Origin of the sequence: Bradyrhizobium sp. LA2.1 (genome assembly GCF_040547725.1) — a bacterium.
GTDB lineage: Bacteria > Pseudomonadota > Alphaproteobacteria > Rhizobiales > Xanthobacteraceae > Bradyrhizobium > Bradyrhizobium barranii.
Genome location: NZ_JBEPQI010000031.1, coordinates 1 through 14,803, shown reverse-complemented (window position 1 = coordinate 14,803; position 14,803 = coordinate 1). Strand labels below are relative to the sequence as shown.

The 14,803-nt window shown below is 61.8% G+C and carries 12 protein-coding genes; 1 reads left to right on the top strand and 11 read right to left on the bottom strand.

Going from position 1 to position 14,803, the window contains the following annotated elements; translation table 11 throughout:
* Positions 1 to 215: 215 nt before the first annotated feature.
* A complete protein-coding gene (locus ABIB95_RS40030) occupies positions 216 to 1,715 on the bottom strand; it encodes a CoA-acylating methylmalonate-semialdehyde dehydrogenase (protein ID WP_354248164.1) in 1,500 nt (499 codons plus the stop codon).
* A gap of 263 nt (positions 1,716 to 1,978) precedes the next feature.
* Positions 1,979 to 3,445 (bottom strand): amidase, encoded by a 1,467-nt coding sequence (locus ABIB95_RS40025; RefSeq protein ID WP_085404906.1) that lies wholly within the window; start codon positions 3,443 to 3,445, stop codon positions 1,979 to 1,981.
* 135 nt (positions 3,446 to 3,580) lie between these two features.
* Here ABIB95_RS40025 and ABIB95_RS40020 point away from each other — a divergent pair, with 135 nt between their 5' ends.
* Positions 3,581 to 4,537 carry a LysR family transcriptional regulator gene (locus ABIB95_RS40020; RefSeq protein WP_028152372.1) on the top strand — a complete coding sequence of 319 codons (957 nt, stop codon included), beginning with the start codon at positions 3,581 to 3,583 and terminating at the stop codon, positions 4,535 to 4,537.
* A gap of 218 nt (positions 4,538 to 4,755) precedes the next feature.
* On the opposite strand, the gene ABIB95_RS40015 is transcribed toward ABIB95_RS40020, so the two are convergent.
* From ABIB95_RS40015 to ABIB95_RS39975, 9 genes are all read right to left on the bottom strand, one after another.
* Positions 4,756 to 5,247: a GlcG/HbpS family heme-binding protein gene (locus tag ABIB95_RS40015; RefSeq protein WP_063629876.1), complete on the bottom strand. Its 492-nt coding sequence runs from the start codon at positions 5,245 to 5,247 to the stop codon at positions 4,756 to 4,758.
* Positions 5,244 to 6,431: an amidase gene (locus ABIB95_RS40010; protein ID WP_354248161.1), complete on the bottom strand. Its 1,188-nt coding sequence runs from the start codon at positions 6,429 to 6,431 to the stop codon at positions 5,244 to 5,246. The genes ABIB95_RS40015 and ABIB95_RS40010 overlap by 4 nt, the downstream gene beginning before the upstream one ends.
* A 54-nt stretch (positions 6,432 to 6,485) precedes the next feature.
* Complete coding sequence (locus tag ABIB95_RS40005) at positions 6,486 to 8,099, bottom strand: ABC transporter substrate-binding protein (protein WP_028159863.1); 1,614 nt, start codon at positions 8,097 to 8,099, stop codon at positions 6,486 to 6,488.
* A 45-nt stretch (positions 8,100 to 8,144) separates the two neighbouring features.
* On the bottom strand, positions 8,145 to 9,599 hold the full coding sequence (locus tag ABIB95_RS40000; RefSeq protein ID WP_085404948.1) for an amidase: 1,455 nt from the start codon (positions 9,597 to 9,599) through the stop codon (positions 8,145 to 8,147).
* Positions 9,589 to 10,581 (bottom strand): ABC transporter ATP-binding protein, encoded by a 993-nt coding sequence (locus ABIB95_RS39995; protein ID WP_028152373.1) that lies wholly within the window; start codon positions 10,579 to 10,581, stop codon positions 9,589 to 9,591. The genes ABIB95_RS40000 and ABIB95_RS39995 overlap by 11 nt, the downstream gene beginning before the upstream one ends.
* The gene (locus ABIB95_RS39990; protein WP_085404909.1) at positions 10,578 to 11,540 is read right to left on the bottom strand and encodes an ABC transporter ATP-binding protein; all 963 of its coding nucleotides are present in this window, start codon (positions 11,538 to 11,540) and stop codon (positions 10,578 to 10,580) included. The genes ABIB95_RS39995 and ABIB95_RS39990 overlap by 4 nt, the downstream gene beginning before the upstream one ends.
* Entirely contained in the window at positions 11,540 to 12,391 is an 852-nt protein-coding gene (locus ABIB95_RS39985; protein WP_085404910.1) for an ABC transporter permease, read from the bottom strand. The genes ABIB95_RS39990 and ABIB95_RS39985 overlap by 1 nt, the downstream gene beginning before the upstream one ends.
* Positions 12,392 to 12,394: 3 nt before the next feature.
* Positions 12,395 to 13,411 carry an ABC transporter permease gene (locus ABIB95_RS39980; protein WP_354248290.1) on the bottom strand — a complete coding sequence of 339 codons (1,017 nt, stop codon included), beginning with the start codon at positions 13,409 to 13,411 and terminating at the stop codon, positions 12,395 to 12,397.
* A 301-nt stretch (positions 13,412 to 13,712) separates the two neighbouring features.
* The gene (locus tag ABIB95_RS39975) at positions 13,713 to 14,288 is read right to left on the bottom strand and encodes a cupin domain-containing protein (protein ID WP_162137008.1); all 576 of its coding nucleotides are present in this window, start codon (positions 14,286 to 14,288) and stop codon (positions 13,713 to 13,715) included.
* Positions 14,289 to 14,803 lie beyond the last annotated feature (515 nt).

Here is a 14,803-nt window from a genome sequence, read left to right as displayed (position 1 = left end):
GAGCGGCATTTTCTGCCGGTAAACCGAGCGGAGCTCGCGCAAACACCACTCCAGCCAGTCGTGAACCACTATGTGGCGTCATTGGCGATGATGACACCGAATTGCTGCGCGCCTCGTGGGGTGGCGCCGTCCGCGGGGCCTTTTCTGAGAGAACGTCGTGACGAGGAGAAAGTACACCGGTCGCTACCGACACGCACTGCCGGCGCTCGGCCTCACTAATGGAAGGTCGGCATGGCAAAATTGACGTCCGCGCGAATGTCTGTGGGCCATCGTGTCGTAATCGTCTTCAATTGCGTGTAGAAGCGCACTCCCTCTGGACCGTGGATATGATGACCACCGAACAGAGAGGCCTTCCATCCTCCAAAGGAATGGAAAGCCATGGGAACGGGGATAGCAACATTGACCCCCACCATGCCGACGCGTATCCGATGCGCGAATTCACGCGCTGCTTTCCCATCACGGGTAAAGATCGCAGTACCGTTGCCAAATTCGCTTCGATTGATCAGGCTGGCGGCAGCTTCGAAGCTTTCCGCACGCACTACGCAAAGCACTGGTCCGAAGATCTCTTCTCTGTAGATCGTCATGTTCGGCTCAACTTGGTCGAAGAGAGAGCCCCCAATAAAATACCCCCCTTCGTGACCCTGCATCTTGAAACCACGACCGTCGATCAGCAGGTTTGCGCCCTGGGTCACGCCCGATTGGATGTAAGCGTAGACCCTCTCTAGATGCTGTTTTGTTATCAATGGCCCAATCTCAGCGTCAGGATCGGTCGCCGGTCCGATCCTGAGCGCACGCACCCTGGGGGCCATCCGCGCGATCAATTCGTTAGCCGTATGTTCGCCGATTGGCACCACCACGGAGACCGCCATGCAACGCTCGCCTGCCGCTCCATAGGCCGCTCCCATCAAGGTATCTGCAACCTGATCCAAATCCGCATCGGGCATGACGATCATATGGTTCTTTGCACCACCTAGCGCTTGACAGCGCTTTCCGAAGCGGGCTGCGGTCTCGTAGACGTATCGAGCGATCGGCGTCGACCCGACGAAACTCACTGCCGCAACATCCGGGTGTACTAAGAGTGCATCGACCGCTTGTTTATCGCCCTGAACGACATTGAATACTCCTGGCGGAAGGCCGGCCTCGGTTAGCCACTCGGCGAGCAGGATCGCGGCAGAAGGAACGCGCTCCGAAGGTTTCAATATGAAGCAGTTACCGCAGGCAAGAGCGACTGGAAACATCCACATGGGGACCATCGCGGGGAAGTTGAACGGCGTAATCCCTGCAACGACCCCAATCGGCTGTCGGACCGAATGACTGTCAACCCGTGTTCCGACGCTTTCGGTAAACTCCCCTTTCAGAAGCTGCGGGGCACCGGTCGCGAACTCAACAACTTCAATGCCTCTTTGCACTTCGCCCATCGCATCAGCGAGCACCTTGCCATGCTCCGCGCTAATCAGAGCTGCCAGGCGTTCTGCCCTTTCCTCCAGAAGCCGCAAGAACTTATTGAGAATTCGTGCTCGCCGCAGGGGAGTAATCTCCGACCAGATCGCGAAAGCCGCAGCCGCGCTCGCAACCGCGCGATGAACGTCCGAGCCGGATGCAAGAGGTACCAATCCCGAGTGCTCGCCTGTCGCCGGATTGAAGACCGTTGAGGTTCGTCGCCCCTGACCTATGCACCGCCGCCCATCGATGTAATGGCCAATGTATTTCGCCATACCCACTTCTCCCTACCGTCACATCAGATTGTTCGGCCTGCCGAAGAACACTCCGAGAGCTTCCGTCGACCTCAGCGAGCAACGAAAACCATGAGCCAAGAACTGTATCAGCGACGTCGCAAGTCACGCTCATCGTTTGGCCCCGGTCGCTCGATCGATTCAAGCGAGACTTCCGACTTTGCCAAGAACAATCGATGGTCGCACATCCGAGCGCCCCCTGATGAACGTCAGTACGTTCTCGTTCAACCAAGATAATCCGGTCGCTATTCGCTGCGCGTCGCTCCGACGCCGTCCATCCTCTTTCGTGATCGCTTAGTCAGATCGACCATCCTGAAGTGCTCGGGTGACACCAGTTCGTAAGCCCGCGCCGTGGCGAGTACGCCTGAGTCATTTCCTCGTGCGCCAACAAATTGCAGTCCAATTGGAGCTCCAGAAGCCGTCATTCCGCAAGGAACTACGCACGCAGGCTGCTGGCTCAGATTGATGGGAAAGCTGAAGGATGCCCACTCGGTCCAATGGCTAAGGCCACTACCTTCTGGCACATCTCGCCCGGCTGCGAACGGAGGAATGGCGGCGGCTGGAGAGACCAACACATTGTAACTCTCGAGCAACTCGTCCATGAAGGTGCCGAATTCGGCGCGAAGCACTTGGGCAGCCACCAGGGTAGCAGCGCTGTACTCCCGGCCTTTCGCCGCGGCCAACAGGAAGCCGGCATCGTATACTTCGGAGGCAACTTCGCCCGCTGAGACGAGCCGATTGGCGGCCCCCGAAAACCAGTGGATATGGAACAGCTCAAGAAGATCAATGGAAGGCAATTCGACCGGCTCGACGATCGCTCCCCACTCCTCCATTCGCCGAACCGCAGCCGCCACACTCAATTCGACTTCCCTGTCGACGTGTCCTACAGGGGGAGTTGACCAGTATCCGATCCGCATCCCCGTAAAGTCCGCCTGCCGCTTCCCCAATCTTGGTAATTTTCCTGCGCCCTGCGCCCAGTCGCGCAAGTCGCGCCCAGACATCGCCTCAAGCATGGCTTCAGCATCGCCAACGCTTCGTGCCATCGGACCGATGTGCGCCACTGTTCCAAAAGCGCTGGGAGGATGAGCGGGCACACGTCCGAATGACGGCTTATGTCCGACTATACCGTTGAACGACGCCGGAATGCGTATCGAGCCACCGCCATCGCTACCCAAATGAAGGCTGCCCGCTCCGACAGCTGCGGCTACCGCTGCTCCTCCGGAGGATCCTCCTGCCGTCATCGAAGGATCCCAGGCGTTGCGCGTCACGCCAAAGAGAGGAGAGTCGGTAACCGCCTTCCAGCCGAATTCCGGCGTTGTTGTCTGCCCGATGAAGATCGCGCCTGAGCGGCGCAGCCTCTCGACCGACGGCGCATCCCTTTCACACGGCGAAGCTGTCGTCGTGCGGCTGCCGCACCGAACCGACCACCCCTCGACCCAGACGATGTCCTTAATCGTTGTCGGGATGCCATCGAGGTCTGACAAGGGTGCGCCGGACCTCCAGCGAGCTTCGGACCGACGCGCCTCATTCCTAGCCCGATCCCGGTCGATAAACGTGAACGCGTTCAGCTCCCCGTTGACTGCCTCAGCTCTCTCCAAAGCGGCTTCGGTCACCTCAATCGGTGACAATGTCCCCTTCCTATAGGCGGAAAGCACCTGGGCCGCATTCAGCCCACATATGTCGGTCCCATCAGGCGGACTGAAGACGTCCATAGACACTGCTTTTCCCTCTCTCACAGTCAGGAGCGGTCAAACTCGGCTCCGTCCGGCGAGCATTAGGAATTTACGAGCTGGTCATAAAATGCATAATTTGTAGAAAGACCATCGATCAACTGTAGGGAACGCCTTGTGGATCTTACGATTCGGCAAATTCGATACGTAAGCGAAGTCGCCAGGCTTGGCAGCATGCACGCAGCATCGGTGAGTTTGCGGATCTCGCAATCGTCGATCCTTGCGGCGATTGAACTTGCTGAAACCGAAATGGGCGCTCGAATCTTTGAGAGGCGTCCCTCACGCGGGGTCAGAGTAACCCCGGCGGGAGAACGCTTTATCTGCGCAGCCCGCTCGATGCTGACCGCCGATGCAGAATTCAAAAGGACGATAGCTCGCTTGGGAGGACTGAGCACGCCGGCAATCCGTATTGGCTGCTTCAATCCTTTCGGCGCACTTTTCATTCCCGACACACTGAAGCGCTACATCGAGCGCGTTGGGCCGGTTGAGATTTCTGTGCTCGAGGGAGACCAGTTGCAGTTGCGAGAATGGTTCGCAAACGGAGCGGTCGACCTGGTCGTAACTTATGATATCGGACCGCACTTCAAAGAGAACACAACACGCGTCTGTAAAGTACCTGCGCATGCGCTAATTTCGCGATCCGACCAACTCGCGCGTCAGCCGGCCGTATCTATCGCAGAATTGGCAACTCGGCCTTTGGTTCTGTTGGATTTGCCACAGACCGCGCTGTATCTCCTTACATTGTTCGATGTGCTGGCAACTCAACCAACGATCGGCTTCCGCACGCGCAACTACGAGACTATCAGGACCTCTGTTGCGTGCGGGTTTGGAGTTTCTGTGCTCAACATGCCCCCACTGGGCCACGCTTCCCCGGACGGCACTGAGCTTATCCGGCTGCCGATAACTGACGATCTGCCCGCACCCACGCTCGTCATCGCCGACGTTTACGGATCGAATAAGCCCGAATACGTGCGAGTCCTCATCGACGTTATCCGTGAGTTCTTTCGAGATCTCGGCCCGCACGGATTCGCTATCGCAACTTTGAAGAATGAAGAAACGCTTTTCGACGTTTAGCCAACGTCCCTTTTGGCGCACTTGGTTACAGACCGACAACTACCCCATGCGAGCGGGAGCACACCTCACTCACGCCCCTCAACCAAGGGGCAAGTTTAGCGATCCATCCCGGCCCGCTCTTGACCCAGTGCGGACATTGCTCCACCGAGCCTAGCAATCACTTTTGGCTCTCTTCCGCCCCTTGGCCTATGTCGTCGTGCGCAGACCGACCGCTGGCTTCAAATCCTCGGCTGAAGCGTCGCCCCCCTGATGATCCCGGTGTCTTCCGCGCCCATCGGCGTGAAATCGACGCACATGTCTGCTCCCAGGATCGCGGCCGCACCGGCCCGGGCGACAGCGAGATCCTGTGTGCCTGATCCGGAGCCCGCCGCCACTGCGCCAAGGATGAACCCATCGACGCGGATCGGGAGACCACCGATCAGATTGGTCCAGCGATTTTCATGCGCGAGAGTGACCTGGATTTCCACGTCCGCGTGAGCGCCGCCGGTCGGCGAGCCAGACAGTGCCGACGTCCGTGCCTTGTTGATGGACGAGGTCACGCTAAGTCCCTTCGAGCCGTCCATGCGCCCGAACGCCAGCAGATTGCCGCCGGTATCGACCACTGCGATGCACATCGGCTGTCCAATGCGGGTCGCCTCGCCGATTGCCGCGTTGAGCACCTTAAGCGCGCCTTCGAGGGTCAGCGTCCGTGCTTCCTTGATGTCGGTCATGCCAGTCCAATCGAGAATTCCCGCGCCAGGGTGCGCGCTGCTGCGACCAATGCCGCATCGCCGCCGCGCCAGCCAATGAGGGACAGCCCGACCGGAATAGAGCCGGATGTAGCGACGGGCAGGCTGACCTGTGGAAGGCCCGTCAGGCCCGCGATACCGGTCAGGTCGACAATCCGCTGTACCGCCGCGCGAATGTCCGACAGGCGCGCGTCGCGGCCTATCGGCAGAATGGGCGAGGTCGGCAGGCACAGCATGCGGCGCCCCTCGAGCAAATCGTTGAGCCGCTTCGATGCGCACTCGCGGAAAGCCTTGGCGGCCGAGAGGTCACTCGATTCAATGCGGCCTTCGTCGGCAAACGCGCCGGCTACCTCCGACGAGAAGCGCGGGTTCACGCGATCGATCCAATCCCGAAACGTGGCGTGGAATTCACACTTCTGCAGGATGCGCTGGTGGCGCGCCCAGTCGAGGAGCGCGCCTTCGGCCAATGGCGACGCGGTGATCGCCACTGCATCGCGCATCCGATCAACAACCGGTTGCAAGGCGCGCCTTACCGGCTCGTCGGCGATGGCAAAACAGTCGGCCGCAACGACGATCTCGCTGGGCAAGACATCGGGCGCCTGCTCTCCGAGTAGCACCGCGCCGACCCGGCCGAAAGTCAGGGCATCGCGAGTGAAATAGCCAACGGTATCGAATGATGGTGCCTGGGGCATCATGCCGGCGATGGAGATACGACCATGAGTCGGACGCAGGCCGTAAATTCCGCAGAAACTCGCGGGGATGCGCACTGAGCCGCCGGAGTCGGTACCCAAGGCAAAATCAGCCAGGCCGCCGGCAACAGCGGACGCGGAGCCGCTCGACGAGCCGCCCGGTACACGGTCCGGCGCGCGCGGGTTCAGCGGCGTGCCGTAAAACTTGTTGATGCCAAGCAGCCCGAGCGAGATCTCGTCGGTGATGGTCTTGCCCGTCAGCGAGGCGCCGGCGCCCAGCAGAGCGTCGACGGCCCAGGCGTCGGCCTTTGCGATCTCGTGGGTGGCAGCCCAGTCCGGATTGCCGCAGCCGGTCACGCCGCCTGCAACATCGAACAGGTCCTTGACCGCGAAGCTCAAGCCCGAAAGTGGCCCTGAGCCGTGCGGCGCCCGTTGGATGATGGGGCCTGGAACGAAAGCGCCGAGCGTGTCTTGCACGGTGTTTCCCCGATGAATGGCAAGCGCCCCCGTTCGAGCGCGCTTGCCGTCCTCTCATTCCTTGTAGAGTTTGCGGAAATCCGGATGCGTGTGAAACCAGTACTCAAAACCCTTGACGTTCTTCTGCACCGCATAGTCGGCAAACCGCGTGTAGAGCGGGATGCGAGGCAAGTCGGTCATGACGATGTCGACCATCTTGTTCAGGCTTGTCTTGTAGATCTCGGGATCGCGGGTGAAGCGCGCCTGGTCAATCACCTTGTCGAGGTCGGGATTGACGTAGTTGGCAGTGTTGAACACGGAGTTGTTGCCGCCGTGGAAGGTCCAGAAGAAGAAATAGTCGGGGTAATCGAGCCAGCCATAGAATTCGGCGATGACCATCGGCATCGTCTTGCTGGCCATCTGGGCAAACCAGTTCGAGCCCGGGACCTTCTCGATCGTGAGTTCGACGCCGATCGTCTTGAGCGCCTCCTGGATCAAGATGGCAGTCGGCTCGCGCACGGTGGATTCGCTGAGATCGATCGACAGCGTGGTCTTGAAGCCGTTGGGGAACCCGGCCTCGGTCAACAGCTGCTTGGCCTTCGCAAGATCCTGGCCATGCTTGATCGGAACGGGCCACGTCGCGTCGGGATAGGGTTTGTCAGGGTCACCACCGAACATCGGCTTGGCGCGGTTATAGAGCGCGGAGCTGACGATCTCCTTGTAGGGGATGGCGTAGGAGATCGCTTCGCGCACCTTGGGATTGTCGAACGGTGCGATCTTCACATTCATATCGACGAACACGAGGTCGTTCTGCACCGGCACGCCGATGATCGTCACCTTCCCCTGCTCTGCCAGTTCGGCATAGTCCTTCGGCGGAAGGCCGACCGACATATCGACGTCGCCCTTCTCCAGCAGCGCGCGACGCGTACCGGCCGAGGCGATCTGCCGATAGACGACGCGCTTGAGTTGGGGCAGCGGGCCGGACTTCCAGGCGTCGAAGCGGGTAAAAACAGTCTGCTGGCCGGGCGACCAGGACTCCACCTTGTAGGCACCGCCGCCGCAATCGTTGCGTGACACCCACTCGAACGCCCACGGGTCTTGCGCTGTCGCGTGCTTCTTGGCCAGCTCGGAATTGACGATGACGGGCACCGGCACGACGAGGTCAGGCATCGTCAGCTTGTTGAACTGATCGAACGTCGCCTTGAAGGTGTGATCGTCGACCACCGTGAACTGTTCGGGCTTGACCAGGGATCCCGCCGCCATTTGCACCGCCGGAAAGCCGCCGGCGGCGATGGCGCGATCGAACGACCATTTGACGTCCTTGGCGGTGACCGGGCTGCCATCGTGGAACGTCGCGTCCTTGCGCAGATGGAAAATGTAGGTCTTGCCGTCCTCGCTGGCTTCCCAGCTCTCGGCCAGCTCTGGCGTCATGACCTTGGCGTCGTAGGATACCGTGCCGTCGGCCAGCTTTTTCTCGCCGTGGCTGACGAGCCGGTCGTAGGCCTGCCACACCACCATGCGGCTGTGATCGTTGGCGGTCGGCACCATCGTGTCGAGACCGTTGGGGCCCATTTCGGACACGATCACCATCGTGTCCTTGGCAATTTCGGCCGCGCGTGCGGAAGCGCCGGGCCAGACAACGGACGCTGTGAGCAGCGCCGCTGTAGCGAGACTACGATCGAACTTCATATCGTGCGTCCTTTCTGGATTTCGGTTGAAAAAGTCGAGGCAGCGTCAGAGGCCGAGATCGCCCAGCAGTGTCGGCCATTTGTGAGCCCACGGACGCGCTTGTTCGAAGGCGCCGGAGGCGGCGAGCACGGTACGATCCGCCAGATGGCGACCAATGATTTGCATGCCGACAGGCAAACCGGTTTTGGTGAAGCCGGCGGGAATGGTCGCTGCTGGCTGGCCGGTCAAATTGCAGATGAAGGTGAAGCAGAGCCAATCGCCGGTAGAGACCATCTTCTCTTCGATGATCTCGGGCCCCTGCATGTAGAGCGGGAATGCCGGCACCGCGAGCGTTGGCGTGATCAGGAGGTCGTAGTTGGCCATGAACCGCCACATGCGGTTGCAGACCATCTGCCGGATCATCTTGGCGTCAGTGAATTCTTCCGCGGTCCATTGCCGCTGCAACAGCCCGACCAGGTGCGGCGACATTTCCTTTTCATGCCCCTTCATCATGCGGCGCATACCGGTGAGGTCGGTGTCGCCGGCGACGATGGTCCAGAAATGAGGGAACGGATCTTCCCATCCCGGATGAGCGCGCTCGATCGTGCAGCCAAGATCGGTCTCGAACACGCGCACCGCTTCAGACACGACGCGACGGACTTCCGGATCGACCGGCGCATAGCCCCAATCTTCGCTATAGGCAATGCGAAGGCCCTTGATGCTCTCCTTCACGGCGCCGACATAGTCGAAGTCGGCAGCCGGGATGGAATAGCGATCGCGCGGATCGGGTCCGGTGATCACCTTCAGCATCAGCGCCGAGTCGGTCACGGTGCGGCTCATCGGGCCGACGTGCTCGAGCGATTCCCAGCTCGAGACGCCGGGATAGCGTTCATCCCGGCAACCCGGGTAGAGCGGCACCCGCCCCATCGAGGCTTTGATTCCGTAGAGCCCGCAAAGCGCGGACGGAATGCGGATCGATCCGCCGCCATCGGAGCCGATTGCGAAAGGTGCGACGCCGGCCGCGACCGAAGCTCCGGAGCCAGCGCTCGATCCGCCGGATGTCATGTCGAGATTCCAGGGATTACGCGTCGCGGGAAAAACCGGGTTGTGGCCGACGCCGCTGTAGCCGAATTCCGGCACGTTGGTCTTGCCGATGATGACTGCGCCGGCGTCCTTCAGCCGCTCGACGACGATGTCGTCCTCATCCGGCACGAAGTCCCGGTAGAGCGGAGAACCCATCACCGTCAGGATGTCCTTGGTGGCGACGAGATCCTTGATTCCGATCGGTACGCCCGCCAGCAGGCCGGGATCCTTGCCGGCTGCGATCTTGGCGTCGACTGCCGCGGCCGCAGCGCGCGCCACGTCGGGCGTCGGTGTGCAGAAGGCATGGATGTGCGGTTCGAGCTTCTCCATGCGGCGCAGAACGGCTTCGGTGACCTCGGCGGCGGATAGCTCCTTGTTCCTGACCTTAGCCGCGACGGTCGCGGCGTCCATGCGGCAGATCTGATTGTCAGCGCTCATCGGTTCCTCCATCGGGTGAAAGAGCGAAGTGGCAGGCGGCGAAATGGTCCGGGCCGACCGCGCGAAGCGGCGGCATGGCCTTGGTGCAGATGTCGGCCCCCTTGGGACAGCGGCCGTAAAAGCGGCAGACGTTGGGGTCCGGATCGATCGGGCTGGTCGGACTGCCGTCGAGTCGAGGCCGCGCTTCGCCACGCCGCGCCGGATCCGGGATCGCGGCGACCAGCGCCTGCGCATAGGGATGACGAGGCGCGGTGAACAGCGCCTCCGCCGGCGCGATCTCGACGATCTTGCCGAGATACATCACGACCACGCGCGAACAGAGAAGCCGCACCACGTTGAGATCGTGCGATACGAACAGGTAGCTCATCGCCAGCCGTGCGCGCAGGTCGGCGAGCAACCGCAGGATTACGGCTTGCACCGACACGTCGAGCGCCGAGGTCGGCTCGTCGAGGATCAGCAACGACGGCTCGACCGCAACGGCGCGCGCGATGCCCACCCGTGCGCGCTGGCCGCCCGACAATTGATGCGGGTAACGCTGCAGCAGTTCTTCTGGCAGTCCAACCAGCGCGGCGGTGGCGCGAACGCGGCTGTCCAACTCGGCACCGTTATTCATGCCGAGTAGCCGTTTCAAGGGATCGGCGATCGCCTGGAAAGCGCGGAACGATGGATTCAGGCTTTCGGTCGCGTCCTGGAACACCACCTGAATACGCCGCCGGCTTGCCGAGGACGCGAACTTCGCCTGCGCAATCGCGGTGAGATCCTCACCGCCGAGCAGGATCTGGCCCGCCGTGGGATCGATCAGCCGGCCAAGCAGGCGAACCATGGTGGATTTGCCGCAGCCGGATTCGCCGACCAAGCCGACGCTTTCACCGGCGCCGATCGTCAGATCCACATCGTCGACCGCGTGGAGCCGGGCGCCGCGCGAGGCCCGCTTGATCGGGTATAATTTGGACAGCGACCTGACTTCGAGCAGCGGCGTCATGACAGGGGAAACCGGCAGCGCACGACATGCGCGGGCGACAATTCGGTCCAGGGCAGCTCTGCCTCGTCGCAGATTAGTTGCCGCAGCTCGCAGCGTCCGCTGAAGCGGCACGGCGGCAACGCGCCGCGCAGATCGGGTAGATGGCCGGGAATGGAGTTGAGGTCGTCGAGACGCGATTCCGGAACGGGCGTGGCGGCGAGCAACTGGCGTGTATAGGGGTGGGCCGGATGATCCAGCAGCGCCTCGGTCGACGCGATCTCGACGATATGCCCGGCATGCATGACGGCGATCCGGTCGCAATATTCGCCGGCGAGCCCGAGATCGTGAGTGATCAGCAACGTCGACATCCGCGTCGAGCGGCTCATGTCCCTGATCAGGTCCATGATCACCGCCTGGGTTGTCACATCGAGCCCCGTCGTGGGCTCGTCCGCGATCAGGACCGACGGTGTGCAGGCCAGCGCCATGGCGATCATCACGCGCTGGCACATGCCGCCCGAGAGCTCGAACGGATAGGCTTCCGCCCGGCGTTCGGGATCGGGAATGCGGACTCGCGCCAGTGCTGCGATTGCCGCTTTCCTGAGATCACGACTCGGCAACCCGGCATGCTCCTGCAGCACGTCCTCGATCTGCTTGCCGACCTTACGGATCGGATTGAGCGCTGTGCGGGGGCTCTGGAAGATCATCGCCATCTCGCGTCCGCGCAGTTCGCGCATCGCTTCCGGGCGTGCCGCCAGAAGATCGATGCCGCCCATCGTGATGTTGCCTTTGGTGATCTGCGCCGCCTCATCGTTGAGGCCCATGACGGTGTAGGCCGTGACCGACTTTCCGGATCCACTTTCACCGACCACGCCGACGATCTCGCCGCGGCCGACCGACAAGCTCACGTCGTCCAGCGCCCGCACCACGCCGTGACGGGTGCGAAACTCCACTGACAGATTGTCGATCTCGAGCTGCGCCATTACACGCGTTTCCTCGGATCGAGCAGATCGCGCAGTCCGTCGCCCAGCATGTTGAAGGAGAACACCGCGAGCACGAGAGCGGCGCCCGGGAACATGAAGGCCCACCACTCGCCGGAAATGATGTAGCTGGCGCCTTCCGAGACCATGATGCCCCATTCCGGCGTCGGTGGTCGGACTCCGAGCCCGATGAAGGACAGGCCGGCGGCATTGAGGATCGCCCATCCCATGTTGAGCGAAGCCTGCACCATCATCGGCGGCAGGACGTTCGGGACGATATGGTTGAGCAGGACGCGCAGCGAGCCGTTGCCGCCCATGCGCGCCGCCTCGACATAGCCGAGCTCGCGCCGCACGTTCACCTCGGCGCGCGCGAAGCGGCAATAGAACGGCAGATTGATGATCATCGTGGCGATGATGATGTTGGCGACGCTGTTCCCGAGCGCCACCACGATGCCCATGGCGAGCACAAACAGCGGGAACGCCATGATGGTGTCCATGGCGCGGCCGATGATGCGGTCAGTCCAGCCGCCGAAATAGCCGGCGAGCGAGCCGAGCGCCAGGCCAAGCACGAACGACAGCGCCACCGCCGAGACTGCCATCCCGAGGTCGAGGCGTGTCGCGACGATGACACGGCTGAGGATGTCGCGTCCGAGCGCGTCGGTCCCGAACGGATGCAGGGTGCTGGGCCGCGCCAGTTTGGTGGTGGCGGAGGTGACCAGAGGATCGTACGGCGCGATGTAAGGTCCGAAAATCGCGCACAGCGCCAGCAGCACCAGGATGATCACGGCCATCAGCGTCAGGCGGTTTTCGCCAAAGGCATAACCTGTGTTGCGGGCGAGCGTGACTATACTCATCGCTCAGCCCTCGAACCGGACGCGGGGATCGACCAGCGTCGCGAAAATGTCGACGGCGAGATTAAGCAGCACGTAAAGCACCGCCATCATCAAGACGAAGCCCTGAACCGCTGCGTAATCGGACGCGATGACGGCCGAGACCGCGTAGGCGCCGACACCCTGCCAGCCGAACACCTGTTCGATCAGGACGTTGGACCCGAGCAGGAAGGAGAACACCATACCGAGCACGCTGCTGACCGGCAGCAGCACGTTGCGGAATGCGTAGGTCATCAGGATCTTGCGCACCGGCAAGCCGCTGGCGCGCGCAGTACGGATGAAGTCGCTGCCGAGCGCCTCCAACATGGCCGCGCGCGTGATGCGCGCGATCGGCGCCAGCGCGAACAGGCCGAGCGATATCGCGGGCAGGATCAGCTGAGACAACGACGCGCGGAGCACCGGCCAATCGCCCGCGATGAGTGCGTCGATGGTGTAGGCCCCGGTGACGTGCGGTGGCGGCGAGAAGGCGATCTCGTTCAGGCGGCCGAGCGGCTGCGGCGCCCAGCCGAGCAGGAAATAGAAGATGTAGACGAACAGCAGCCCGACGAAGAACGTTGGGAAAGCGGCGCTCACGGTGACCAGCGCACGGCAGGCGTGATCGACGCTTCCGTTGATGCGGGTCGCGGCCCACACCCCCATCGGGATGGCGATGCTGATCGCGAACAAAAGCGCAAAGGACGACAATTCCAGCGATGCAGGCAGCCGCTCGAACAGATCGGTCAACACCGGCTGTCCCGTGGTGAGCGAACGGCCGAGGTTGCCCTGCGCGAGGTCACCGACATAGTGCACGAACTGCACTGGAAGCGGGCGATCGAGGCCCAGCGTGGCGCGGATGTTCTCGATCGATGCGGCGTTCGCGGCGGGGCCGGCGAAATACGCCGCCGGGTCACCCGGCAGGGCGTGGGAGATGAAAAAGGTCAGGACGACGACGCCGATCAGACTCGGGATGGTGCCCAGCAAACGTTTCCAAACGAAAGCCATCAGCGGTTCGCCTGCCGTTATTCGCCGGTGCGACGGCCATGCCGGAGCGCATCAACGTGGTCGGGCCCCATCGACATCGGATACAGCCAGGGGCAGTTGGCATGCATCACAGTCATGTCTGGGTTTAAGCAAGCGTTATGCCAGCTCGTCTTTCGGAACTTTTGGGTGTGAGAGCCAGCGGATCAGCGCGTTTTACTGTGAAGCAGGCTCGCGCGGGCGCAGGAAATGAAGTGGCTTTGAAGCACCCTGCTACAGTTTTCGCCACATGCATGAAATTCATGCACCGTGAGCCTGATCGCTCGGCTCAGTGAACCTGGGGGGTATTGACCCAGACGATCCGCGCTTCGTCCGGCCCGACGTTGCGATAGCTGTTGGTCAGATACGCCTTGAAGAAAAAGGAATCGCCTGAAGTCATCAGATAGGTGGTGTCGTCGATGGTGAGCTCGATGGTTCCGGACACGAGATAGCCGACGGCTTCGCCCTGATGGGTAATCAGATCGATCTTCTCGCCTCCCGAGGCCACCACGTGAACATTGGCTTCGAGCAGATTTCCGGCGGCTACCGGCACCAGGCGCTCATACACGACGCCCGTGCCACCGCGCAGCGCATCAACAGGCACCTTGAGCCGATCCTCGGGCTTCTGCACCAGCTTGTAGTCGTCGATCCGCAGGCCAAAGAACGAGGCCATGTCGCGGTCGAGCGCGTCGACCATCTTAGCGAGCATCGGCAGCGACGGCATGACCTTCCCGGCCTCGATCTTGGAGATCATGCTCTCGTCGCATCCGACGACCTGCGCCAGGTCTCGCATTCGCAGCCCCTTGGACAAGCGGGCACGCCGGATACGCGGACCAATATTCAAGGTGTTGTTTTCAGAGCTCACGCAACATTTTCCAGCCAGTTGGACGGGAAGTGTATGCATCATAATCACATGATTTACCAGCATGCTGGGGCGAAGTTGGGCGAACCGAACTCTTCGCCCGCCTACGGGCGAGGCCCGCCCCCGACCTGACAAGCGAGAGCCGTTGGCTTCTACCGTCCAGGCGACCTTGGGTCTCGCCAATTTCAACCGCTTGGCCTCAAGGGACTGCCCGTCAAGACAAGGGCCCGCGAGCCAAGTTAAACAGTCCGGGTGAGCGAGCGGTAACTTGCTGGGTCGACTTGTGGCCCGAACGCGAAGCCCGGACGGGCTCTGAAATCGCCCGGTTGTCGCGGCAGATCAGACGGGACCGGCGGCGATTAGGACAGCGCCCGTTGACCTGAAGCGGACGACACGCCAATACGCCGACTGACATCTGCCTCCGCCTAGTACCCACTTTTCTTGGAACGTGAGTCGTGATTCAAGATATGGATGATCCCTGAAGCAAGAGAAGTCCGCCTTTCGCGGAAAGATCGCAC